Genomic DNA, 22,911 nt, shown 5'->3' with positions numbered 1-22,911 from the left:
CCCGACCATTTCTGCTCACCAAGCGGCTACCGCGCGGGGAGGTCCCGCTTCGGCGCACCCACGTAGAGCTGCTGCGGGCGACCGATCTTGTTGAGCGGGTCGTTGTTCAGCTCGCGCCACTGCGCGATCCAGCCGGGCAGGCGGCCGATCGCGAACAGCACCGTGAACATGCGCGGCGGGAAGCCCATCGCCTTGTAGATGATGCCGGTGTAGAAGTCGACGTTCGGGTAGAGCTTGCGGTCGATGAAGTACTGGTCGCTCAGCGCGATCTGCTCGAGCTCCTTCGCGATGTCGAGCAGGTCGTCCTGCACGCCGAGGGACTCGAGGACCTCGTCCGCCGACTCCTTGACGAGCTTCGCGCGGGGGTCGTAGTTCTTGTAGACGCGGTGTCCGAAGCCCATGAGCTTCACGCCGCGCTCCTTGTTCTTCACCCGCTCGACGAAGCGCTGCACCGGCTCGCCGGAGTCCTTGATCTGCTGCAGCATCTCGAGCACGGCCTCGTTCGCGCCACCGTGCAGCGGCCCGTACAGGGCGTTGATGCCGGCCGAGATCGAGGCGAACATGTTCGCCTTCGTCGAGCCGACCAGGCGGACCGTCGCGGTGGAGGCGTTCTGCTCGTGGTCCTCGTGCAGGATGAGGAGCCGGTCGAGGGCCTTCGACAGCACCGGGTTCGGCTGGTAGGTCTCGGCCATGGTGCCGAAGTTCAGGCGCAGGAAGTTGTCGACGAACGACAGCCCGTTGTCCGGGTACAGGAACGCCTGCCCGATGGACTTCTTGTGCGCGTAGGCGGCGATGACCGGCAGCTTGGCGAGCAGCCGCACGGTCTGCAGCTCGACCTTCTCCGGGTCGTCGACGTCCATGTCGTCCTCGTAGTACGTCGACAGGGCGCTGACGGCGCTGGACAGCACGGACATCGGGTGCGCGGAGTGCGGGAGCGCGTCGAACAGGCGCCGGAGGTCCTCGTGGAGCAGGGTGTGCCGACGGATGCGGGCGTCGAAGTCGGCGAGTTCGGACTCGTCGGGCAGCTCGCCGTAGATCAGGAGCCACGCGACCTCGAGGAAGGTGCAGTTCGACGCGACCTGGTCGATCGGGTACCCGCGGTACCGCAGGATGCCCTCGTCGCCGTCGATGTAGGTGATCGCGCTCTTGGTCGACCCGGTGTTCACGAACCCGTAGTCGAGCGTGTTCATCCCGGTCTGCTTCTTGAACGTCGAGATGTCCATCGTGGACGCGCCGTCGACGCTCGGCAGGATCGGGAACTCCGCGCTGCCGCCCGGGTACGTCAGCGTCGCGGTCTCGCCCGTCTGTTCGGCGGCGGGACTCACGGGCACGGGCGTCGTGGGCGGTGTGGCCGTCTTCTGAGCGTCGTTGGCAGTGTCAGTCACGTTGACAGCCTAATCGCGGCGTCTGTCGCTCGTGCACACATCGATGGTCACGACTTGGTGGGAACCCCCGGTTGCGCTCCGGGCGGAGTGCACGATCCGGCCGGTCGCGGGGTCCGTCCCCGCGCTACGCGGTGCCGAGCCGACGGCTGCTGGCCAGCCGCTGGGCCGCCGCGGCGATGCGCTCGTCGGTCGCCGTGAGGGCCACCCGGACGTGCTCCCCGCCCGCTGTGCCGTAGAACGTGCCCGGTGCGACGAGGATCCCGCGGTCGGCCAACCACGACACCGTGTCGAGCGCCGGCTCACCGCGGGTCGCCCAGAGGTACAGGCCGGCCTCGCTGTGTTCGATGCGGAAGCCGGCGTCCTCGAGTGCCCGTCGGAGCATGTTCCGGCGCGCCCGGTAGCGGGCCTTCTGCTGCTGCACGTGGGTCTGGTCCGCGAGTGCGACGATCATCGCTTCCTGCACCGGCAGCGGTGGCATCAGCCCCGCGTGCTTCCGGACCGCGAGCACGTCGGCGAGCATCAGGGCGTCACCGGCGACGAACGCCGCACGGTACCCGGCCAGGTTCGACTGCTTCGACAGCGAGTACACGCTGAGCACGCCGTCGACCGAGTCGCCGACGACCCGGGGGTCGAGGATCGTGGGGGTCGGGGTGGTCGCGTACTGCGGGTCCCAGCCGAGCTCGGCGTAGCACTCGTCGCCGACGATGACGGCACCGAGTTCGCGGGCGCGGTCGACCGCTGCGCGCAGGTCGTCGATGGAGAGCACGCGGCCGTCGGGGTTGCCGGGCGAGTTCAGCCACACCAGCTTCGTCGTCGCCGGCCACGCCGCCGGGTCGTCCGAGGCGAGGGCGTCCGCACCGACCAGGGCCGCGCCGAGCTCGTAGGTGGGGTACGCAGCGGCGGGGAACACCACGGTGTCGCCGGCGCCGATGCCGAGCCAGAGCGCCAGGCCGGCGATGAACTCCTTCGACCCGATCGTCGGCAGGGTGTGCGCCTCGGTCAGCTGCACCCCGTGCCGGCGGCCGTACCAGTCGGCGATGGCCTGCCGCAGCGCCGGGGTGCCGGCGACCTGCGGGTAGGCGTGCGCGTCGGTGGCGTCGGCGAGGGCGCGTCGGACGACCTCGGGGGTGGGGTCGACGGGCGAACCGACGCTGAGGTCGACGATGCCGCCTTCGTACCCGGCCGCGCGCTGCTTGAACGGGACGAGCTGGTCCCAGGGGAAGTCGGGCAGGTCGAGCGCCACGTGCGTGTCCGGCTCAGCCGCGGGGCGGTTCGGCCATGACGACCGGGTGGTCCTTGTGGATCACACCGACCTTCGCGGCGCCACCGGGCGAGCCGACTTCCTGGAAGAACTCGACGTTGGCCTTGTAGTAGTCGGCCCACTCGTCCGGCAGGTCGTCCTCGTAGTAGATGGCCTCGACCGGGCAGACCGGCTCGCACGCACCGCAGTCGACGCACTCGTCGGGGTGGATGTACAGCGAGCGATCGCCCTCGTAGATGCAGTCGACGGGGCATTCGTCGATGCAGGCACGATCCTTGACGTCGACACAGGGCTGGGCGATCACGTAGGTCACGGTTCGGGTGCTCCCTTCGACGAGCGGGTTCGAGTCTACTCGCGGCCCGGGGCCGTCCGGGACCGCAGCCCCGACAGGTCCGGCCACGCGAGCACCAGGGCGGCGATGACGGCGGGCGCGAACGTCCAGACGTACCCGGCCGCGTTCGCCAGCACGAGCGGGGAGCCCTGGCCGCCGACGGAGACGAGCACCTGCGTGGCGACGAGGATGCCGATGCCGATCGCGGCGACCATCGCCCGCGACCGGTACAGCAGCCGGATGCCCACGGTCAGCCCGATCACGAGCAGCGTGGTGATCACCATGCCGATCGGGAACACGGCGGCGCCGACGGTCTGCTGGTGCGTCACGGTGCCGAGGCCGCCGGTGACGAGCCCGAGCACGAGCGCGACGGCGACCGCGGCGACCTTGCCCTGACCGGACATCTCGGCGTAGGTCTGCGGCGCCGGGGGCTGCGGGTCGGCGTCGTGCCGGAAGGCCTCGACCGCGGGGGCGTGCTCGCGGACGCCGTGCGGCATCACCCACGACAGCGCGGTCGGGTCGGCGGGGTCGACCGGGTCGACCGTGACCTGCGAGCGGTACTGCTCGACCGCGGCACGCACCTTCGCCCGCACCGGCAGGACGTCGACGGTGACGTCGGCGTCACCGGTGTCCGGGGCGACGATCATCGAGAACGCCACCTCCTCCGCCCGGGCCGCGTACCGAGCAGCGTGGTGCACACGCACGTGGTCGGGGTGCCCGTACCCGCCGTCGTCGGCGTAGCTCACGACCGCGTCCGCACCGGTGGAGCGGATCGCGGCACGGACGTCGTCGACGACCTCGCCGAGGTCGGCGGCGGTCAGCGAGTCGACGGGGGCGTCGTCGGCGGCGGTCGCCCGGCCGTCGGGCCCCCACTGCATGCCGGAGTCGACGTACCGTCGTTCCGGCAGGTCGGTGGGCCGCGCACCGCGACCGCCGAGCCACAGGTGCGCCGGGCCGCCGAGGGCCGCGAGCGCCGCGTCGATCTCGGTCTCACGGTGCGCGGCGACGCGCTGCGCGTCGCCGGCCAGGGGTGCGAGCCGCTCGGTGAGCATCTCGCCGCGCTCACCGCGGGTCGCCGTCAACACGGTGACCTCGGCGCCGAGCTCGAGCAGGGTCGCGATCGTCCCGCCGGACGACAGGGTCTCGTCGTCGGGGTGGGCGTGCACGAACAGGACGCGCTCGGGGCGCGTGACGGAGGCCTTCGACATCGCCCCCAAGGGTACGGGACTAGCGGGCCGTGACGATGTAGGTCGCGGTGACGCCGTCGTCGCCGTCCGAGAACGTGAGCACGACGCGGTACCCGTCGCTGCGGAACATCCCGAAGGCACTCGACGAGTCGGCACGCTTCGCCGACTCGGTGTAGCCGGCGTCGGCGAGCTGCTGCGCGGCGGAGGCGAAGTCGTCGACCGACCCGGCGCGCACCTGCACGACCCACCCGGAGCCGTTCGGTCCCGCTCCCCCGCCGAGCACCGTGCCGTCCACCAGCGGCACGTCGGACGACGGGAACCCATCGGGCACCTTGCCGTCAGAGGTCACGTTCGCGCCCTTGAGCGCCGTGTCGAGCGCGCCGTCAATGCCGCCCGCGACCGAGGACATGCCGTCCTGGATCGCCTTGCCGTCGATGCCCGCGACGCCGTCCGCGACCGTCGAGGCCACCGAGGACCCGAGGTCCGTCGCCTGCTTCACGGAGTCGGACGAGCAGCCGGTGAGTCCGGCCAGGGCGATGCCGGCGGCGACGGCGGCGATCAGCGGGGTACGGAGGGAACGCATGCGCCGACGGTAACGGGTGAGCCGGGAGGCACGGCGCGAGTTGGCTGTGAACGTCCTGTCCCCGGAACGGTCACCCGCGCGGCGGGGCCGCCCCGCGCCTCCCGTCCGCCCCGCGCGTACCTGGCCGAAACGGGCGTGCCTGGCCGAAACGGGCGTACCTGGTCCTTCGTTCCGACCAGGTACGCCCGTTCCCGCTTCCCACCGCCCGCGCGATGGGAAGGAAGCGTCAGGCGACGTAGGCGCGCGTCGCGGCCACCAGGGCGTCGACGCCCACCGGGATCGCGGTCTCGGCCTGCGGCGCGTAGAACGGCGAGTGGTTGCTCGGGATGTCCTCGCCACGGCGGAACAGCTCCGGGTCGGTGATCCCCGTGAACCAGTACACGAGCGGGACGCCCGCCGCCGTCGCGAGCTGCCCGACGTCCTCCGACGCCATCGCCAGCCCGATCTCGAGCTCGCGCGCACCCGGCACGGCGGCGCTGACGGCCGCGAGCACCCGGGCAGCGGACTCCGCGTCGTTCACGGTCACCTCGGCACCGGGCGACCGCACGATCGTCGGCTCCGGCAGCCCGCCGGCGTCGCTCTCGGCACGGACGATCCGCTCGATCGACGCGATGATCCGCGCACGGGTCTCCTCGTTGCGGGCACGCGTCGAGATCTCGATGACGGCCTGGTCGGGGATGATGTTGGCGCGGGTGCCGGCGTGGAAGCTGCCGACGGTGACGACACCGGCGTCGCTCGGCGAGACCTCGCGCGAGACCACGGTCTGCAGCCGGACGACGGCGGACGCGGCGGTAACGACCGGGTCGAGGGAGGCCTGCGGTGCGGAGCCGTGCGCCCCGCGACCGTTGAAGGTCACCGTGAGCCGGTCACTCGACGCCATCACGGGGCCGGAACCGATCGCGACGATGCCGACCGGGGCCGGAGCCGAGTGCTGACCGAGCACGACGTCGGGCTTCGGGAACCGGTCGACCAGGCCGTCCTCGACCATGGCGCGGGCGCCGGAGATGACCTCCTCCGCCGGCTGGAAGACGCCGACGACCGTGCCGCTCCACTGGTCCCGGGTGGCGACGAGGCGCTCGAGCGTGCCGAGCAGCCAGGTGACGTGGATGTCGTGGCCGCACGCGTGCATCGTCGGGACGTCGTTGCCGTCCTCGTCGGTGCCGCGGTGCTGGCTGGCGTAGGACAGACCTGTGCGCTCCTGGACCGGCAGGCCGTCCATGTCGGCGCGGAGCCACACGACCGGGCCCTCGCCGTTCGACAGGACGCCGACGACACCGGTGCCACCGACGCCGGTGGTCACCTCGATGCCACCGAGTTCGGCGAGGCGGTCGGCCACGATGTCCGCAGTGCGGTGCTCCTGGAAACCGAGCTCGGGGTGGGCGTGCAGGTCCTGGTACAGCGAGAGGAGGTCGAGGGTCACGGCATCCACCGTAACCCCCGACCTCCTCAGGTCGTGCTCTTGCTGACGCGACGCGTCGCTTGGTGCTTACGCGTCCTGACGCTTCAGGCGGGCGTACGAGCGCTGGCGGGCCTGCGCGTCGAGCTCGACCTTGCGGATGCGGACGACGGCCGGGGTGACCTCGACGCACTCGTCCTCGCGCGCGAACTCCAGGCACTCCTCGAGGGAGAGCTGGCGCGACGGCGTCATCGACTCGAAGGAGTCGGCGTTCGCCGAACGCATGTTCGTGAGCTTCTTCTCCTTCGTGATGTTGACGTCCATGTCGTCGGCGCGCGAGTTCTCGCCGATGACCATGCCCTCGTAGACCTCTTCGGTGGGGTTGACGAAGAACGTCATCCGCTCCTGCAGGTTCGTGATGGCGAACGGCGTGACGACACCCGAACGGTCGGAGACGATCGAGCCGTTGATGCGGGTCTGGATCGGGCCGGCCCACTCGTCGTAGCCGTGCGAGATCGCGTTGGCGATGCCGGTGCCGCGGGTCTCGGTCAGGAACGACGTGCGGAAGCCGATCAGGCCGCGCGACGGGACGATGAACTCCATGCGCACCCAGCCGGTGCCGTGGTTCGTCATGTTCTCCATGCGGCCCTTGCGAGCGGCCATGAGCTGCGTGATCGCGCCGAGGTACTCCTCCGGCGTGTCGATCGTCATGTGCTCGTACGGCTCCTGCAGCTTGCCGTTCTCGTCACGCTTCGTGACGACCTGCGGCTTGCCGACGGTGAGCTCGAAGCCCTCACGACGCATCTGCTCGACCAGGATGGCGAGCGCGAGCTCACCACGGCCCTGGACCTCCCAGGCATCGGGGCGACCGATGTCGAGGACCTTGAGCGAGACGTTGCCGATGAGCTCGCGGTCGAGGCGCTCCTTGACCATGCGGGCGGTCAGCTTGTGGCCCTTGACCTTGCCGACGAGCGGGCTGGTGTTCGTGCCGATCGTCATCGAGATCGCCGGGTCGTCGACCGTGATGGTCGGCAGCGGGCGGACGTCCTCGGGGTCGGTCAGCGTCTCACCGATGGTGATCGTGTCGAAGCCGGCGACGGCGACGATGTCACCGGGGCCCGCCGACTCGGCCGGGTAGCGCTCGAGGGCCTTGGTGATGAGGAGCTCGGTGATGCGGGCGTTCACGACGGTGCCGTCGTGCTTGACCCACGCGACCGTCTGGCCCTTCTTCATCGTGCCGTGGAAGATGCGCAGCAGCGCGAGACGACCGAGGAACGGCGACGCATCGAGGTTGGTGACGTGGGCCTGCAGCGGGTGCTGGTCGTCGTACTTCGGCGCGGGGACGTGCTGCAGGATCGCTTCGAACAGCGGCTCGAGGTCGTCGTTGTCGGGCAGCGAGCCGTCGGCCGGCTTGTTGCGCGACGCGGCACCGGCACGACCCGAGGCGTAGACCACGGGGACGTCGAGGATCGCGTCGAGGTCGAGGTCGTCGACCTCGTCCGACAGGTCGGACGCCAGGCCGAGGAGCAGGTCCTGCGACTCGGAGACGACCTCGTCGATGCGGGAGTCGGGGCGGTCCGTCTTGTTGACGAGCAGGATCACCGGGAGCTTGGCGGCGAGCGCCTTGCGGAGCACGAAGCGCGTCTGGGGCAGCGGGCCCTCGGACGCGTCGACGAGCAGGACGACACCGTCGACCATGGAGAGGCCTCGCTCGACCTCACCACCGAAGTCGGCGTGACCCGGGGTGTCGATCACGTTGATGGTGATGGGGCCGTCCGCGCCGAACTCGGTCGCGTGCTTGCCGTTGTAGAGCACCGACGTGTTCTTCGCGAGGATCGTGATGCCCTTCTCGCGCTCGAGGTCGTTCGAGTCCATCATGCGGTCTTCGCCCTCGAAGTGGGCGTCGAACGAGTTGGTCTGCGTGAGCATCGCGTCGACGAGGGTGGTCTTGCCGTGGTCGACGTGTGCCACGATGGCGACGTTGCGCAGGTCGGACCGGGTGGCGAGCGCCATACAGGACATCCTTCAATTTCTGGGAGAGTGTCGGGCCAGTGATTTGTCGGCACCGCACCCGCGGGCAGAACGCCCGACACGCCAGTCTACCGGTAGTTCGCAACCGTCAGGAGTACAGCAGATGAGCCGACGGCGAACGTGGGTCGAGATCACCATCGTGCTGCTGCTCTCACTGGGTGCCAGCGCGCTGTACTCGATCCTCCAGATCATCGACGACCTGTCGCAGACGACCCCGCTCGGCGAGCAGTCCACGGCGCTCAACACGTCGTCGACGACAGTGCAGTACGTCGACCTGGCCCGGCAGCTGCTCGGCATCGCGGTGGACCTGGCACCGGTCGCGCTCGTCTGCTTCCTGCTGTGGAGCATGTCCCGCCCGCACCTGTCCCGGCTCGGCATCGACCGGTTCCGGGTGAAGCCCGACCTGGGCGGTCCGGCGCTCATCGCGCTGTGCATCGGGATCCCGGGGCTCGCCCTGTACTTCGCCGGGCGTGCGCTCGGCATCACGGTGAACGTGGACCCCGCTGCCCTGAACTCGTACTGGTGGACGGTGCCGGTCCTGCTGCTCTCCGCGATCCGCTCCGGCCTGCAGGAGGAGGTCATCGTGATCGGGTACCTCTACGCCCGGCTCGGCGACCTGGGCTGGGGGCGGTGGCAGGTGATCCTGTCGACGGCACTGCTGCGCGGGAGCTACCACCTGTACCAGGGCTTCGGCGCGTTCGTCGGCAACGCCGTGATGGGCATCGTGTTCGGCTGGATCTACACGAAGTGGGGCCGCCTGATGCCCTTGATCATCACGCACTGCCTGCTCGACGCCGCGGTGTTCGTCGGGTACCCCTGGGTCGCGAGCGCGTTCCCCCGGTTGTTCTCGTAGCGTGAGCACATGAGCATCCCCGAGGTCGGCGAGTCCGCGCCGACGTTCACCCTGCCGGGCATGATCGTCCGCGACGGGGTCCGCACCGACGACGAGTACGACCTGTCGTCGGAGATCGGCCGGACCGTGGTGCTCGCCTTCTACCCCGGCGACGCGACGGCCGTCTGCACCGCGCAGCTGTGCAGCTACCAGGCGGAGCTCGACGAGTTCGACGAACTGGGCGCCGTGGTGTGGGGCATCAGCCCGCAGGCCCTCGACTCGCACGAGACGTTCGCGCGCGGCTCCTCGCTCACGTTCCCCCTGCTGAGCGACACGGCCGGCTCGGTGATCCGCGACCACGGCGTGCGTGCGCCGGGGATCGGACTTCGCCGATCGGTGTTCGTGATCGGCCCCGACGGCATCGTGCGGTGGCGGCACGTCGGGCTGGTCGGTCTGCGGTTCCCGAAGGCCGAGACCATCCGAGAACAGATCGAACTGCTGGTCTCGTAACCGGATCCCGCGGATCCCGCGGATCCGACGGTTCCCGCCGTTCCCGGCGTGGGGAATCTCGGAATCCGTCGCCATGGGGTATTGACACCCGAACTGGGGGCGACGACCATTGTCGGCACGAGAGGTCCACGCAGGATCTGCCTCCCCGGGGAATCGGGTCGTCCGGAGATACGCGCTGGTGTGTCACACCCGCTCCCCGGGCGTCTCCGGGGAGGCATCTCGTAACCTCGTCCGGTGCACACCACCATCGTCGCCCCGGGTCTCCGTCGTCTCGCCATCGTCCTCTGGGTCGTCGCGGTGGCGCTCGTCCCCCTGGCACTGCTCGGTGGCAGCAACCCGTGGCTCGTCCCGGTCCCGAGCATCTGCATCGCGTTCGTGGCGTGGGCCGCGCTCTGGCGGCCGCGCATCGAGCTGACGCCCGAGCACCTGCGGATCGTGGACGTCCGCCGCACCAGCACCTACACGTGGTCGCGCGTCACCGAGGTGCGCACGAAGTACGGCATCGAGGTCGTCACGAGTGAGGGCGTCCGCCGCGTCTGGATCGCGACGCGCCCGACCGCGCGGCTCACCGCCCAGGTCCAGGGCCGACCGGGAGGCCCGGATCACCTCGACGTCGACGCTGCGGCCGCGCGGATGCTGGCCCTCGTACCCGCCCCGGCCCCGCAGGACGGCCCGCCGCCCGCGACCGTGACGGCGGCGCCGATCGCCCACCGGGTGCACGGCTGGACGGTCCTGGCGTTCGTCGTGCTCGGGATCGCGGCGTCGCTGGCGGCGGCCCGGCTGTAGCGTCCGGGCGTCCACGCCCCCGCCGACGCAGAACGACACCCCCGACGTCGTGCGACGTCGGGGGTGTCGTTGCGGGTCGTGCGACCGCGGGACTACTTGGTGTAGCCCACGTCCTGCCACTTGACCGAGTACTGCTGGAACTGCGCGGGCCCGTAGTTCACGAGGTCCTTGCGCACACCCCAGGCGTACGGCTCGGCGAACAGCGGGATGGTGCCGGCGACGGCGACGATCTTCTTGTCGATCGCCTGTGCGTCCTTGATGCGGGCGTCGGCGTCGAGCTCGGCGTTCGCCTTGTCCCATGCCGCGCCGAGCGAGTCGTCCGTCACGCCGGTGTAGTTCTGGCCGGCGTCGGCGGGGTAGTAGATCGACTTGAGCGACGAGATCGGGAACGGCGTGCCCTGCCACGCGAAGTACGTGGCGTCGAAGTCACGGCCGTCGGTGGTGATGTACTTCGTGAAGAAGTCGTCCGAGGGGACGGTGTCGATCGTGACCTTGAAGCCGGCGAGCTTCGTCTGCTGCTGCACGAGCTGCGCGACGTTCGCCGAGTTCGGGTTGTCCGACGGGATCACGAAGCGGACGTCGAGTTCCTTGCCGCCCTTGGTCGCGTAGCCGTCCGAACCGACCTTCCAGCCGGCGTCCTCGAGCTTCGACTTCGCCTTGTCGGTGCTGTAGCCGTAGACCGACGAGACGTCGTCCTTGTACCCCTCCTGACCGGGCAGGTACGTCAGGTTGTTGAGCACGTCACCCGGGCTCTTCACCGGCGACAGGATCGCCTGGGCGAGGACCTTGCGGTTGATGGCCTGGGCGAACGCCTGGCGCACGTCCTGGTCCTTGAAGACGTCCGAGGTGCCGTTCAGCGTGATCTGCCGCTGCGTGGTGCCGAGCGAGCGCTCGATCTTCGAGTCGGAGCGGGAGTTCGCCGTCTTGAGGTTGTCGGCGCTGCCGTTCAGGTTGAACGCGTCGAGTTCCTTGTTGCCGTACGCCTGCGCGACACCGTCACGCGAGACCGTCTTGAAGACGATGGTGTCGAGCTTGCCCGGGTCGCCCCACCACTTCGAGTTCTTCTCGAACGTGAGGACGCCGCCGTTGGCGTCGAAGGACTTCACGATGTACGGGCCACCGGAGACGTAGGTCTTGCCGTCAGCGGCGTACGGGCCCTTGGCCCAGGCGGTGTTGAAGTGCTCGGGGGTGTCGACGGCCCAGTACGGGTAGATGGAGCCCAGGACGCTCGCCCAGTCGGCGTTCGTCTTCGAGAACGTCATGATGACGTCGCGCTCGTCCGAGCCCTGCTTGACCGAGTCGACGTCCTCCCACACGTTGGTGGCGAGGGGCGCGAAGGCCTTGTTCGTGCCGTTCAGCGCCTTCCAGTTGGCGATGACGTCCTTCGCGCTGATCGGGGTGCCGTCAGACCACACGGCCTTCGGGTTGATCTTGATCTCGACGGTCTGGGGTGAGTCCTTGGTCAGCTCGACCGAGGTCGCGAAGTCCTTGTTCACCTCCCACTCGCCGTTCTCCTTGAACTGGATGAAGCCCGGCAGGTACGCACCGGAGATCGTCTGGTCGTCGACGGTTCCGGAGTCGAGGTTGTTGATCTGGAAGTTCGCCGGAGCGGTGTCGATCGGCAGGGTGATCGACCCGCCGTCCTTGACGTCCGCGCGGTCCGCGACGGTCCAGCCGGTCGACTTCAGCGACGACTCGGCGACCGCGGAGCTGCTGTTGCCCGCCTGTCCACCGCCGGAGCAGCCGGCCAGCACGACGGCCGCAGCCGCAGCGGTGGCCAGCACGGCGATGCCCTTGATCCTCTTTCGCATGGCGAGGATTCCCTTTCGTTGTGGTTCGCGCAGTTCGCGCTGGAACGCGGCGACCCCCGCCGCCACGCCTGTTGGTTGAGAACCCTAGTCACATCCGAAGGCTCCACAAGGGTTGATGTGGGGAATCGAAACATGCTCGTAACGAATGTTGCATAGCGTCACAACGGAAGTCCCACCCCTCCGTCGCGAGCGGCTAACCTGTCGCCACCGACAACGCCGTCCGGACGGACGGCCGCACCCCACGAGGTCCCAGTACATGCTTGCCTTCATCGCAAAGCGGATCGTCAACTACATCGTCCTGACGATCGTCGCGACGACCCTCGGTTACATCCTCGCCAGCAGCACGCTCAACCCGGCTGCCCGGTTCCTGGGCCGCAACCCGGCCGTGCCGCAGGGCACGATCGACGCGTCCCTGCGGAAGCTCGGTGCCGATCCGGACACCCCGCTCATCGTCCGGACGTGGACCTGGTGGTCGAACCTCGTCACGCACGGGTCGCTCGGCATGAGCACCCGCGGCACCGAGGTCACGGCCGACATCGTCGCCCGCTCCGGCACGAGCCTGCGCTTGCTGGTCATCGGCACCCTGCTCGGCGCGATCCTCGGGGTGCTGCTCGGTGTCTGGAACGCCGTCCGCCAGTACCGCACGTCGGACCAGGTCTCGACGTACCTGTCGTTCGCGGTGCTCGCGACCCCGACCTTCGTCATCGCGGTCGTCCTGATGATCCTGGCGACGGCGATGAACCAGGGGCTCGGCACCCAGGTGATCCGGTTCACGGGTGAGTACACGCCGGGGGTGAACGGGTTCTTCCCGGTGCTCGGCGACCGACTGATCCACCTGTTGTTACCCACGATCTCGCTGACCATCGGCGCCGTCGCCACGTACTCGCGGTACCAGCGCTCCGCGATGCTCGACGTGCTGTCGAACGACTTCATCCGCACCGCGCGGTCGAAGGGCCGGACGCGTGGATCGGCCATCATGCGCCACGGCGTCCGCGTCGCCCTCATCCCGATGTCGACGTTCTTCGCGTACTCGTTCGGGCTGATCCTGACCGGCGCGAGCATCACCGAGCTGGTCTTCAGCTGGCACGGCATGGGCGAGTACTTCGTCCAGGGCATCACCAACAACGACATCAACGCGGCCTCGGGCACGATCCTCTTCACGGCGATCCTCGTGCTCATCGCAGGAACCCTCGCGGACCTGCTCTACGCCGCGCTCGACCCGCGAGTGAGGGTGTGACCCGTGTCTGTTCTCGACCCCACGACCACGACCACCGCCGGCGACCCCGGTGACGGCAACGCCGGCACCCCGGCGCACGTCATCGAGGTCAAGGGCGGCCGCACGCCGCTCTGGCGCAAGGTGTTCGGCACCTGGCGTGCCCGCATCGGTGGCGGCGCCCTGCTGCTCATCCTGCTGTGGGCCTTCGTCGGCCCGCACCTGTACCACTGGAACGCCGTCGACTCCGACGGTCTGGCGTTCGGCATGCCGCCGAGCGCCGCGCACTGGTTCGGCACGAACGACATCGGCCAGGACATCTACGCGCAGACGCTCGTCGGCCTGCAGAAGTCGCTGCTCATCGGCCTCATCGCCGGTCCGGCCGCCACGCTGATCGCCGGCATCGTCGGTGCGATCGCCGGCTACTTCGGCGGCACCGTGGACCGCGTGCTCGTGTGGGTCATCGACCTGCTGCTCGTGATCCCGTCGTTCTACGCGCTCGTGCTCCTCAGCCCGGTGTTCAAGAACCTGACGTGGGTGGCGCTCATCGTCGGCCTCGCGGTGTTCAGCTGGATGGTGATGGCCCGCGTGATCCGCGGCCAGACGATGTCCCTGCGCGAACGCGACTACGTCAAGGCCGCCCGCTTCATGGGCGTCCCGGCGTTCACGATCATCCGACGGCACATCCTGCCGAACGTGGCGTCCCTGCTCATCATCGACGCGACGCTCGGCGTCGGGGCCGCGATCCTGGCGGAGAGCTCGCTGAGCTTCTTCGGCTTCGGCATCCAGATCCCCGACGTCTCGCTCGGCACCCTGCTCGCCGCCGGCAGCCAGTCCGCCGTCACCCGCCCGTGGCTGTTCGTCCTGCCCGCCGCGACCCTCGTCGCGACCGTGCTCTCGACCAGCCTGCTCGGCGACGCCCTGCGCGACGCCATCGACCCCACCTCCGGAGCCAACCGTGACTGAGCCGCTGCTGACCGTGTCCGACCTGTCGGTCACGTTCAACCCGAAGACCAAGCCCGTCTACGCCGTCCGCGGGGTCGACTACACGGTGGCCCCCGGCGAGTTCCTCGGGATCGTCGGCGAGTCCGGCTCCGGCAAGTCGGTGTCCTCGATGGCCGTGATGGGTCTGCTCCCGTCGTCCGCCCACGTCGAGGGCAGCATCCGCTTCGACGGCCAAGAGCTCTTGGGCAAGAACGACCGCGAGATGTCCCGCCTGCGCGGCGGCGACATCGCGATGGTGTTCCAGGACCCGCTGTCCGCTCTGACGCCCGTGTACACGATCGGCCAGCAGATCATCGAGGGGCTGCGACTGCACGACCGCTCCCTCACCCAGCACGCCGCCCGCACCCGCGCCGAGGAACTGCTGCGCGTCGTCGGCATCCCGAACCCCGCTCGGCGCCTCGACGCGTTCCCGCACGAGTTCTCCGGCGGCATGCGGCAGCGCGCGATGATCGCCATCGCCATCGCGAACGACCCGAAGCTGATCATCGCCGACGAGCCGACCACCGCGCTCGACGTCACGATCCAGGCGCAGATCCTCGACGTGCTGCAGACGGCGAAGGACATGACCGGTGCCGCCGTGGTCCTGATCACGCACGACCTCGGTGTCGTCGCCGGCAACGCGGACCGCGTCGCCGTGATGTACGCGGGCCGCATCGTCGAGACGGCTCCGGTCGAGCCGCTGTTCCGCGAACCCGTCATGCCGTACACGATCGGGCTCCTCCGCTCGATGCCGAACATGACCGCGGCCCGCACCGAACGGCTCGTCCCGCTCGAGGGCCGCCCGCCCCTGCTCACGCAGAAGCCGACCGGCTGCCCGTTCGCCGACCGCTGCCCGGCGGTCATCGACGCCTGCCGCGACGGCGAACCCGCGCTGGTCGAGCCGACCGTCCCGCAGAGCGGCGACAACCCGGTCCTGACCGGGACCGTCCCGACGATCGGCAACGGCACGCTGCTCGACGACCACACCGCCGCGTGCATCCGTCGCGACGAGATCGCCGCGGGCACCCTCGAACGGTCGGAGATCTTCCCCCGCCCCGAGGACATCCCCGAGGCGGCGGTCGACCACGGCGACGACGTCGTGCTCGAGCTCACCGACGTCGTCAAGACGTTCCCGCTCACCAAGGGCGCGCTCTTCCGCCGGCAGATCGGCGAGGTGCACGCGGTCGACGGCATCTCCCTGACGCTGAAGCGCGGGCAGGTGCTCGGGCTGGTCGGTGAGTCCGGTTGCGGCAAGACCACCACGATCATGGAGATCCTCGAGCTCGCCGGCGCCCAGCAGGGCACCATCCGGGTGAACGGCGTCGACACCGCGTCGCTGTCGAAGAAGGACCGCCTGGCGATCCGCCGCGACATCCAGGTCGTGTTCCAGGACCCGATGGCGTCGATCGACCCCCGGCTCGACATCGGTTCGGTGATCGGTGAACCGCTGACGGTGCACGGCGTCGCGAAGGACGAGATCCGCCGGCGGGTCCGCGAGGTCCTCGAGCTCGTCGGGCTCGAGCCGAGCTACATCGACCGGTACCCGCACGAGTTCTCCGGTGGCCAGCGGCAGCGCATCGGCATCGCCCGCGCGCTCATCGTCGAGCCGAAGATCCTCGTGCTCGACGAGCCCGTCTCGGCGCTCGACGTCTCGGTGCAGGCCGGCGTGATCAACCTGCTCGAGGACCTGAAGCACCGCCTCGGCCTGTCGTACCTGTTCGTCGCCCACGACCTGTCCGTCGTGCGGCACATCGCCGACGACGTCGCGGTCATGTACCTCGGCCGCATCGTCGAGTACGGCGACGGCGACAAGGTGTTCTCCGACCCGCAGCACCCGTACACGCGGGCCCTGCTGTCGGCCGTGCCGGTGCCGGACCCGTCCGCCGAGGCCGCCCGCGGGCGGATCCTGCTCGACGGCGACCTGCCCTCGCCCACGGAGCGCATCGACGGCTGCCGGTTCCGCACCCGCTGCCCGCTCTACCAGCTCCTCGACGAGGGCCGGCAGGAGCAGTGCCGTACCGTCGACCCACGCCTGCAGGACGTGCACGGCCGTGGTGTCGCGTGCATCCAGACCGACCAGGAGCACCTGCTCACCGAGCGGGTCGGCGCGGTCGTCTGACGACGCGGGTCACGTTCACCGCTCCACATCGTGAGCAGGAATGGTCGGGTCCTGTTCGCGGACCCGACCATCTCTGCTCACCAAGCGCGGCAGTTGACCTGACCAGCAGACGGACGGGAGGCCCGGCGCACGTCGTGCACCGGGCCTCCCGTCCGTCTCGTGGTCGCGATCGCGAGCCGCGTCAGCCGCCCAGCGTCAGGCTCAGCAGCGAGACCACGAGGAGCGCCAGCGCGACCGCACCGACGATCACGGCGGGGCGGTCCCAGCCGCGCACGGCGTCGCCGTCACCGGCGACGGCACGCTGCTCAGCCCAGCGGTCGAGCAGCACGGTCATCTCGTCCGGCTGGCGCAGCACGGCACGCTCGCCGCGCCGGGCCGGCTTCGGCCGGGGCAGCGACGGGCCGCCCCAGCACTGCACGCGACGGCCCGCGACCGTCTCGATGACGATCTGCCAGCGGAGCTTGACGTCGGCGACCGCGTGCCACGGCACCACGGTGCGGCGGAGCGGGTTGACGACGGTGACGGCCGTGTCGTCGATGCGGATGCACGGGCGGTACGTGAGCACCCACAGGACCCAGACGAGCACGGCGATCGGTCCGACGGCGTCGAGCACCACGATCCAGCTGCCGCGCACGGCCGCGTCGACCAGCAGGAAGAGGCCCAGGACGGCGACGAGGCCGGCCGCCACGGCGCCTCCGCGACCAGCGCGGAGGACGACGGGCCGTCCGGCCTCGTTCGTGTCCAGCAGGATCAGCGTCCGAACTCGAACCCGGCGCCGGGGATGGCGGCCAGGAGGTCCTTCGTGTACTGCTCCTTCGGGGCGGCGAAGACCTCGTCGGTCGTCGCCTTCTCGACGATCTTGCCCTGGCGCATGACGCACACGTTGTCCGCGACCAGGCGGACGACCGCCAGGTCGTGCGTGATGAACAGGTAGGTCAGGCCGAGTTCGGTCTGCAGCTCCGTCAGCAGGTCGAGGATCTGCCCCTGCACGAGCACGTCGAGCGCGGAGACGGCCTCGTCGAGGACGATGACCTCCGGCTTGAGTGCGAGCGCGCGAGCGACGGCGATGCGCTGCCGCTGCCCACCCGAGAGCTCGTTCGGGTAGCGGTTGACCATCGACTTCGGCAGCGCGACCTGGTCGAGCAGCTCGAGCACGCGGGCCCGACGCGACGCCTTGTCGCCCACCTTGTGCGTGGCGAGCGGCTCGGCGATCGTGTTCCCGACGTTGTACATCGGGTCCAGCGAGCCGTACGGGTCCTGGAACACCGGCTGCACGCGGCGGCGGAAGTCGAAGAGGTCCTTGCCCTTCAGGGCGCCGATGTCGATGCCGTCGAACTGCACGGTGCCGCTCGAGATGCTCTCGAGCTGCAGCACCAGCTTGGCGACGGTCGACTTGCCCGAGCCGGACTCGCCGACGAGCGCCGTGGTGGTGCCCTTCGGGATCGCGAACGACACGTCGTCGACGGCCTTGAGCTCGCGGGTGGCGAGGCTCTTGCCGCGCAGCTTGTAGATCTTCTCGAGGTTCTTCACCACGATGAGGTCCTCGGCCGGACGGTGCTCGCGCTCCTGCGCCCGGGCGATGAGCTCGGCGTCGTCGCTGCCGGCGTCGGCGATCTCGATGCGCTCGTGCTGCACCTTCGACTGGATGCGGCGGCTCGCGAGCGAGGGCGCCGCAGCGACCAGACGCTGCGTGTACGGGTGCTGCGGGTTGGCCAGGATCTCCTTCGAGGGACCGGCCTCGACGACCTGGCCCTTGTACATCACGACGAGCTTCTCGGCGCGCTCGGCGGCGAGTCCGAGGTCGTGCGTGATGAACAGCACCGAGGTGCCGAAGTCGCGGGTCAGGCTCTCGAGGTGGTCGAGGATGACGCGCTGGACCGTGACGTCGAGCGCGCTCGTCGGCTCGTCGGCGATGAGCAGCTGCGGGCGGCTCGACAGACCGATGCCGATGAGCACGCGCTGGCGCATACCACCGGAGAACTCGTGCGGGTACTGCTTGAGGCGGGTCGAGGCATCGCCGAGGCCGGCTTCCTTCAGGACCTCGATCGCGCGGTCACGGACGGCCTTCTTGCCGGTCGCCATGCCGTTCGCACGGATCGCCTCCTCGACCTGGAAACCGATCGACCACAGCGGGTTGAGGTTCGACATCGGGTCCTGCGGGACGTAGCCGATCTCCTTCCCGCGGATCTCGGACATCTCCTTGTCGCTCAGCCCGACGAGCTCGCGCCCGTTGAACTTGATCGACCCGCCGGTGACCTGGCCGGTGCCGGGCAGCAGCTTGATGATCGCCTGGGCGCTCGTCGACTTGCCGGAACCGGACTCGCCGACGATGGCCAGACGCTCGCCCTGCTCGAGGGTGAGGTCGACACTGCGCACGGCCTGCACGAGACCGGACTGCGTCTTGAAGCCGACCTGCAGGTCGCGGATCTCGAGCAGCGGAGCACCGTCGGCGTTGGTGCGTCGGCCGGTGGGGTTGGTCAGCGTCTCGCTCATCGGCGGGCCCTCGCCTTCGGGTCGAGCGCGTCGCGCACCACGTCACCGAGGAGCAGGAACGCGAGCACGGTGATGGACAGCGCGGCCGACGGCCAGAAGATCGTCGACGGGTTGGTGCGGATCGACGTCTGCGCCGTGCCGATGTCGAGACCCCAGCTGAGGGCCGACGGCGGCAGTCCGATGCCGAGGAACGACAGGGTCGCCTCGGCCACGATGAACGTGCCGAGCGACACGGTCGCGACCACGATGACCGGAGCCAGCGAGTTCGGGATGACGTGGCGCACGAGCGTCTTGAACCGGCTGACGCCGAGGGCCGCCGACGCCATGACGTAGTCGGCCTGCTTGGCGCTCAGGACGGCACCACGCATGATGCGGGCGATCTGCGGCCACGCGAAGGCCGACAGCACGAGCGCGACGGTGATCGCGTTCCGCGCGGGGATGACCGACATGATCACGATCGCACCGAGGACGGTGGGGATCGAGAAGAAGATGTCACCGATGCGGGACACGATCGTGTCGAGCCAGCCGCCGTAGAACCCGGCCAGCGCACCGATCACGATGCCGACGATGGACACCAAGACCGTCGCGACGATGCCGACGATGAGCGAGTTCTGGGCGCCCCAGATCACGCGGGCGTAGACGTCGGAGCCCTGACGCGTGAAGCCGAGGATGTGCCCGGCCTCGGGCCCGCCGTCGCTGTTGTCGAGGTTCGACGCACGCGGGTCGACGTGGGCGAAGAGCCCGGGGAAGACCGCGACGACGATGATCAGCAGGATCAGGATCGAGGAGATCCAGAACGTCGGACGGGTCCGCATGGACTCCCAGGCGTCGGTCCACAGGGAACGGGTCTTCTCGTCCTCGTTGACCTGGTCGATCGCCTGCAGGGGCGTTTCCTCCAGCGGGGCGACGAAGTGCGTCGCCGAGCGGGGTGCGGCGTTACTTGGCATAGCGGATCCTCGGGTCCAGGACGGCGTAGAGCAGGTCCACCAGGAGGTTGGCGAGCATGAAGATGATGACCATCACGGCGACGAAGGAGACCACCGTCGGGCCCTCGCCGAGCTTGACGGCGCGGAAGACCGTGCCGCCGACACCGTTGATGTTGAAGATGCCCTCGGTGACGATCGCGCCGACCATCAGGTTGCCGATGTCGACACCCAGGTAGGTCACCACGGGGATGAGCGAGTTCCGGAAGATGTGCACGCCGACCACACGACGACGGGGCAGGCCCTTCGCGGTGGCGGTGCGCACGAAGTCCGCCGTGGTGTTCTCGGCCACGCTCGCACGGGTGAGCCGCACGATGTAGGCGAACGACACGGACGCCAGCACGATCGCCGGCAGGATCAGTTCGTCCCAGGGCGCTTGCCCGGACACCGTGACCCGGAACAACCCGAGCTTGATGCCGAACACGTACTGCAGCACGAACCCGACGACGAAGGTCGGCACCGAGATGAGCAGGAGCGAGACGACGAGCGCTGTGGCGTCGAACAGCTTGCCCTTGCGCAGACCCGCGACGACACCGACGACGATGCCGGCGACGGCCTCGAACACGAGCGCGAGGATCGCGAGACGAGCGGTGATCGGGAACGCCGAGGCGAGCTGCTGGCTGACCGGCAGACCGGAGTAGGTCACACCGAGGTCGCCGCGGAACACGCCGCCGATCCAGAGCAGGTACTGGACGATGAACGGCTTGTCCAGGTTGTACTGCTGGCGCAGGGTCTCGATGACCTGCGGCGACGGCTGGCGGTCGCCGAACAGCGCTGCGATGGGGTCGCCGGGCAGCGAGAACACCATGAAGTAGATGAGGAACGTGGCCCCGAAGAACACGGGGATGAGTTGCAGGAGGCGCTTTCCGAGGTACCAGAGCATCAGATCCCTGCCCGGTCCGGAGCGATGTCGATCAGGTTCATTGTGGTGAGGGGTGGACGTTCCGAGGGTCGGCACGGATGTCCGGTTCGGGCGGCGGCGCCCGATGTGGTGGGGGAAGGTGTTGCCGCCGAGGTACGGGGGTTCGGGGACCGTTGCGGTCCCCGAACCCCCGTCCGGTGGTCGCGAGGCAGGATACCTGCCCACGCGGTGCTCTCGAGGAGAGCGGTGTTACTTCGTGACCTCGATGTCGTAGTACAGCGGCACCGAGTTCCAACCGAACTTCACGTTGGACACGTTGTCGGCGTTCCAGACACCAGTGACGTTCGAGTACCAGAGCGGGATCTCCGGGAGGTCCTTGAACAGGAGCTCCTGGGCCTGGTCGAAGGCCTTGTTGCCCTCTTCGACCGTGGCGGCCGAACGGCCCTCGGCGAGCAGCTCGTTGTACTCCTTGGAGTCGTACCGCGAGTAGTTGTTCGACGAGCCCTCACCCATGGTCGGGCCGAGGAAGTTGTACAGCGACGGGTAGTCGGCCTGCCAACCGGTGCGGCTGCCGCCCGTGAGCTTGTCGTTCGTCTGGAGGTCGAGGGCCTCCTGGAACGTCGGGATCGCGTTGCCCTCGGCCTTGATGCCGAGCGTGTTCGAGATCGAGTTCGTGACCGCGGTCACCCACGCCTCGTGCCCACCGTCGGCGTTGTACGTGATGGTGAGGGTGTCGTCGTACTTCGAGATCTTGTCGGCCTCGGCCCACAGCTTCTTGGCCTCGGACTCGTTGTAGTCCAGGACGTCGGAGCCGTCGAGGTCGTCGTTCCAGCCCGCGATGACCGGCGACGTGAAGTCCTTCGCCGGGGTGCGCGTGCCGTCGAAGATCTTGTCGGTGATCTGCTTGCGGTTGATGGCCATCGAGACGGCCTCACGACGCAGCGTGCCTTCCTCGCCCTTCCAGTGGTCGAGGTAGTACGGCAGGTAGATCGCCTGGAAGATGGCGGCCGGCTGGTTGACGTTCGAGTCCGGGAAGTCCGACTTGTACGTCTTGAAGGCGCTGTCCGGCACGGCGTCGAGGACGTCGAGGTTGCCGCCCTGAGCGTCGGAGTACGCGGTGTCCTGCGAGGCGTAGAACGTGATCGTCAGACCACCGTTCTTCGGCTTGCGCTTGCCCTCGTAGTCCTTGTTGGTGACGAGCTTGATGGACTGGTTGTGCGTCCAGGCCTTCTTGCCGTCGAGCTTGTACGGACCGTTGCCGATCGGGTTCTCACCGAACGCCTTGGTGTCGTCGTAGAACGAGGACGGCAGCGGCACGAACGCCGAGTAGCCGAGCGACAGCGGGAAGTCCGACTGGGCCGACTTCAGCGTGACGGTGAACTCGTCGTCGTCGACGACCTTGAGGCCCGTGAGCTCCGAGTCCTTGTCGGCGTCGTAGCCCTCGATGTTCTCGAAGAAGTAGCTGGCGCCCTGGGCGTTCGACTTCTGCGCGGCCCAGTTCCAGGCCTTGGTGAAGGACTCTGCGGTGACCTTCTCGCCGTTCGTGAACGTGTAGTTCGTGTTCAGCTTGACGTCGAAGGTCTTCGAGTCATCGGTGTCGATGCTCTTCGCGACCTCGTTGACGGACTTGCCGTCGGCGTCGTAGGACACGAGGCCCTCGAAGAGCGAGTCGATGATCTTGCCGCCACCGGTCTCGGTGGTGTTCGACGGGATCAGCGGGTTCTGCGGCTCGCTGCCGTTGGTCGTGACGATGCCCGAGGCGTTGGACGAGCCCGAGCCACCCCCACTGTTGCTGTTGCTGGAGCAGGCGGTCAGGGCGAGTGCTGTGGCCCCGAGCACGGCGAGGGCTGCAAGCCCGGCGCGCTTCTTGATCAAGGTTCCTCCTGGTGCATGGGACGCGCAAGGGCACAGCGGTGTCACCCGGGCGCGTTTGACATCTGCACTGTAGGCAAGGTGGACAGCAGCCTCCAAACCCTGGAGCGAACGGTTACAAGCCGGTAACCAACTTGCACGATCCTTGCGAGAAGATGCAAGATTCGCGCGCTTGCTGAACGCCCTCGCGCTTTTGTTGCATCTGCATGAAATTCGTTGCACTGCGACACAGTTCTGTGCAAGGAAGACCTGTTCCGAGGCCGCCTCAGGAC

The 22,911-nt window shown here is 68.9% G+C and carries 19 protein-coding genes; 6 read left to right on the top strand and 13 right to left on the bottom strand.

Going from position 1 to position 22,911, the window contains the following annotated elements; genetic code table 11:
- Positions 1-26 precede the first annotated feature (26 nt).
- The 7 genes from EDF40_RS03710 to typA all read right to left on the bottom strand — a co-directional run bounded on the left by EDF40_RS03710 (position 27) and on the right by typA (position 8,156).
- Entirely contained in the window at positions 27-1,325 is a 1,299-nt protein-coding gene (locus EDF40_RS03710; RefSeq protein WP_123340789.1) for a citrate synthase, read from the bottom strand.
- Between the two features lie 184 nt (positions 1,326-1,509).
- The gene (dapC, locus tag EDF40_RS03705; RefSeq protein ID WP_123340706.1) at positions 1,510-2,628 is read right to left on the bottom strand and encodes a succinyldiaminopimelate transaminase; all 1,119 of its coding nucleotides are present in this window, start codon (positions 2,626-2,628) and stop codon (positions 1,510-1,512) included.
- Between the two features lie 13 nt (positions 2,629-2,641).
- Positions 2,642-2,959 (bottom strand): ferredoxin, encoded by a 318-nt coding sequence (gene fdxA / locus EDF40_RS03700; protein WP_069711637.1) that lies wholly within the window; start codon positions 2,957-2,959, stop codon positions 2,642-2,644.
- Positions 2,960-2,994: 35 nt separating this feature from the next.
- Positions 2,995-4,185 carry a PIG-L family deacetylase gene (locus EDF40_RS03695; RefSeq protein ID WP_185002719.1) on the bottom strand — a complete coding sequence of 397 codons (1,191 nt, stop codon included), beginning with the start codon at positions 4,183-4,185 and terminating at the stop codon, positions 2,995-2,997.
- A gap of 19 nt (positions 4,186-4,204) precedes the next feature.
- Positions 4,205-4,747 carry a hypothetical protein gene (locus tag EDF40_RS19105; RefSeq protein WP_123673112.1) on the bottom strand — a complete coding sequence of 181 codons (543 nt, stop codon included), beginning with the start codon at positions 4,745-4,747 and terminating at the stop codon, positions 4,205-4,207.
- Positions 4,748-4,973: 226 nt separating this feature from the next.
- On the bottom strand, positions 4,974-6,167 hold the full coding sequence (locus tag EDF40_RS03685) for an amidohydrolase (protein ID WP_185002715.1): 1,194 nt from the start codon (positions 6,165-6,167) through the stop codon (positions 4,974-4,976).
- Positions 6,168-6,233: 66 nt separating this feature from the next.
- Entirely contained in the window at positions 6,234-8,156 is a 1,923-nt protein-coding gene (gene typA / locus EDF40_RS03680) for a translational GTPase TypA (RefSeq protein ID WP_111084979.1), read from the bottom strand.
- Positions 8,157-8,277: 121 nt separating this feature from the next.
- On the opposite strand from typA, the gene EDF40_RS03675 reads away from it, so the two are divergent.
- From EDF40_RS03675 to EDF40_RS03665, 3 genes are all read left to right on the top strand, one after another.
- Positions 8,278-9,027, top strand: a complete 750-nt coding sequence (locus tag EDF40_RS03675; protein ID WP_123340702.1) for a CPBP family intramembrane glutamic endopeptidase — start codon at positions 8,278-8,280, stop codon at positions 9,025-9,027.
- Positions 9,028-9,036: 9 nt separating this feature from the next.
- Entirely contained in the window at positions 9,037-9,516 is a 480-nt protein-coding gene (locus EDF40_RS03670; RefSeq protein WP_123340701.1) for a peroxiredoxin, read from the top strand.
- 234 nt (positions 9,517-9,750) lie between these two features.
- Positions 9,751-10,302: a PH domain-containing protein gene (locus tag EDF40_RS03665; protein ID WP_123340700.1), complete on the top strand. Its 552-nt coding sequence runs from the start codon at positions 9,751-9,753 to the stop codon at positions 10,300-10,302.
- 92 nt (positions 10,303-10,394) lie between these two features.
- Here the strand turns inward: EDF40_RS03665 and EDF40_RS03660 are convergent, their stop codons facing one another.
- Positions 10,395-12,113: an ABC transporter family substrate-binding protein gene (locus EDF40_RS03660; RefSeq protein ID WP_123340699.1), complete on the bottom strand. Its 1,719-nt coding sequence runs from the start codon at positions 12,111-12,113 to the stop codon at positions 10,395-10,397.
- A 256-nt stretch (positions 12,114-12,369) separates the two neighbouring features.
- Here EDF40_RS03660 and EDF40_RS03655 point away from each other — a divergent pair, with 256 nt between their 5' ends.
- Genes EDF40_RS03655 through EDF40_RS03645 form a run of 3 tightly spaced genes read left to right on the top strand, consistent with a single transcriptional unit; the run spans position 12,370 to position 16,429 of the window.
- Positions 12,370-13,350, top strand: a complete 981-nt coding sequence (locus EDF40_RS03655; protein WP_123340698.1) for an ABC transporter permease — start codon at positions 12,370-12,372, stop codon at positions 13,348-13,350.
- Between the two features lie 3 nt (positions 13,351-13,353).
- Complete coding sequence (locus EDF40_RS03650; protein ID WP_123340697.1) at positions 13,354-14,292, top strand: ABC transporter permease; 939 nt, start codon at positions 13,354-13,356, stop codon at positions 14,290-14,292.
- A complete protein-coding gene (locus EDF40_RS03645; protein WP_123294114.1) occupies positions 14,285-16,429 on the top strand; it encodes a dipeptide ABC transporter ATP-binding protein in 2,145 nt (714 codons plus the stop codon). Before EDF40_RS03650 ends, EDF40_RS03645 begins: the two co-directional genes overlap by 8 nt.
- 181 nt (positions 16,430-16,610) lie before the next feature.
- Here EDF40_RS03645 and EDF40_RS03640 read toward each other — a convergent pair whose 3' ends face one another.
- The 5 genes from EDF40_RS03640 to EDF40_RS03620 all read right to left on the bottom strand — a co-directional run bounded on the left by EDF40_RS03640 (position 16,611) and on the right by EDF40_RS03620 (position 22,642).
- On the bottom strand, positions 16,611-17,117 hold the full coding sequence (locus EDF40_RS03640; RefSeq protein WP_123340696.1) for a PH domain-containing protein: 507 nt from the start codon (positions 17,115-17,117) through the stop codon (positions 16,611-16,613).
- Positions 17,118-17,179: 62 nt separating this feature from the next.
- Complete coding sequence (locus EDF40_RS03635; protein ID WP_123340695.1) at positions 17,180-18,922, bottom strand: ABC transporter ATP-binding protein; 1,743 nt, start codon at positions 18,920-18,922, stop codon at positions 17,180-17,182.
- Entirely contained in the window at positions 18,919-19,869 is a 951-nt protein-coding gene (locus tag EDF40_RS03630) for an ABC transporter permease (RefSeq protein ID WP_123340694.1), read from the bottom strand. The genes EDF40_RS03635 and EDF40_RS03630 overlap by 4 nt, the downstream gene beginning before the upstream one ends.
- Positions 19,859-20,788 (bottom strand): ABC transporter permease, encoded by a 930-nt coding sequence (locus EDF40_RS03625; RefSeq protein WP_123340693.1) that lies wholly within the window; start codon positions 20,786-20,788, stop codon positions 19,859-19,861. The genes EDF40_RS03630 and EDF40_RS03625 overlap by 11 nt, the downstream gene beginning before the upstream one ends.
- Before the next feature lie 228 nt (positions 20,789-21,016).
- Complete coding sequence (locus EDF40_RS03620) at positions 21,017-22,642, bottom strand: ABC transporter substrate-binding protein (protein ID WP_123340692.1); 1,626 nt, start codon at positions 22,640-22,642, stop codon at positions 21,017-21,019.
- Between the last annotated feature and the right edge of the window lie 269 nt (positions 22,643-22,911).

The sequence above is a fragment of the Curtobacterium sp. PhB170 genome (assembly GCF_003752345.1).
Classification (GTDB): Bacteria; Actinomycetota; Actinomycetes; order Actinomycetales; family Microbacteriaceae; genus Curtobacterium.
Note: the sequence above shows the minus strand (reverse complement) of the source record. Positions and strands in the feature narration are given on the sequence as shown.

Bases quoted from the DNA above. Each gene is read 5' to 3' on its own strand.
- EDF40_RS03695 (WP_185002719.1), bottom strand. From the start codon at position 4,185: ATGTCGAAGGCCTCCGTCACGCGCCCCGAGCGCGTCCTGTTCGTGCAC.
- EDF40_RS19105 (WP_123673112.1), bottom strand. From the start codon at position 4,747: ATGCGTTCCCTCCGTACCCCGCTGATCGCCGCCGTCGCCGCCGGCATC.
- typA (WP_111084979.1), bottom strand. From the start codon at position 8,156: ATGGCGCTCGCCACCCGGTCCGACCTGCGCAACGTCGCCATCGTGGCA.
- EDF40_RS03675 (WP_123340702.1), top strand. From the start codon at position 8,278: ATGAGCCGACGGCGAACGTGGGTCGAGATCACCATCGTGCTGCTGCTC.
- EDF40_RS03670 (WP_123340701.1), top strand. From the start codon at position 9,037: ATGAGCATCCCCGAGGTCGGCGAGTCCGCGCCGACGTTCACCCTGCCG.
- EDF40_RS03660 (WP_123340699.1), bottom strand. From the start codon at position 12,113: ATGCGAAAGAGGATCAAGGGCATCGCCGTGCTGGCCACCGCTGCGGCT.
- EDF40_RS03655 (WP_123340698.1), top strand. From the start codon at position 12,370: ATGCTTGCCTTCATCGCAAAGCGGATCGTCAACTACATCGTCCTGACG.
- EDF40_RS03635 (WP_123340695.1), bottom strand. From the start codon at position 18,922: ATGAGCGAGACGCTGACCAACCCCACCGGCCGACGCACCAACGCCGAC.
- EDF40_RS03630 (WP_123340694.1), bottom strand. From the start codon at position 19,869: ATGCCAAGTAACGCCGCACCCCGCTCGGCGACGCACTTCGTCGCCCCG.
- EDF40_RS03625 (WP_123340693.1), bottom strand. From the start codon at position 20,788: ATGCTCTGGTACCTCGGAAAGCGCCTCCTGCAACTCATCCCCGTGTTC.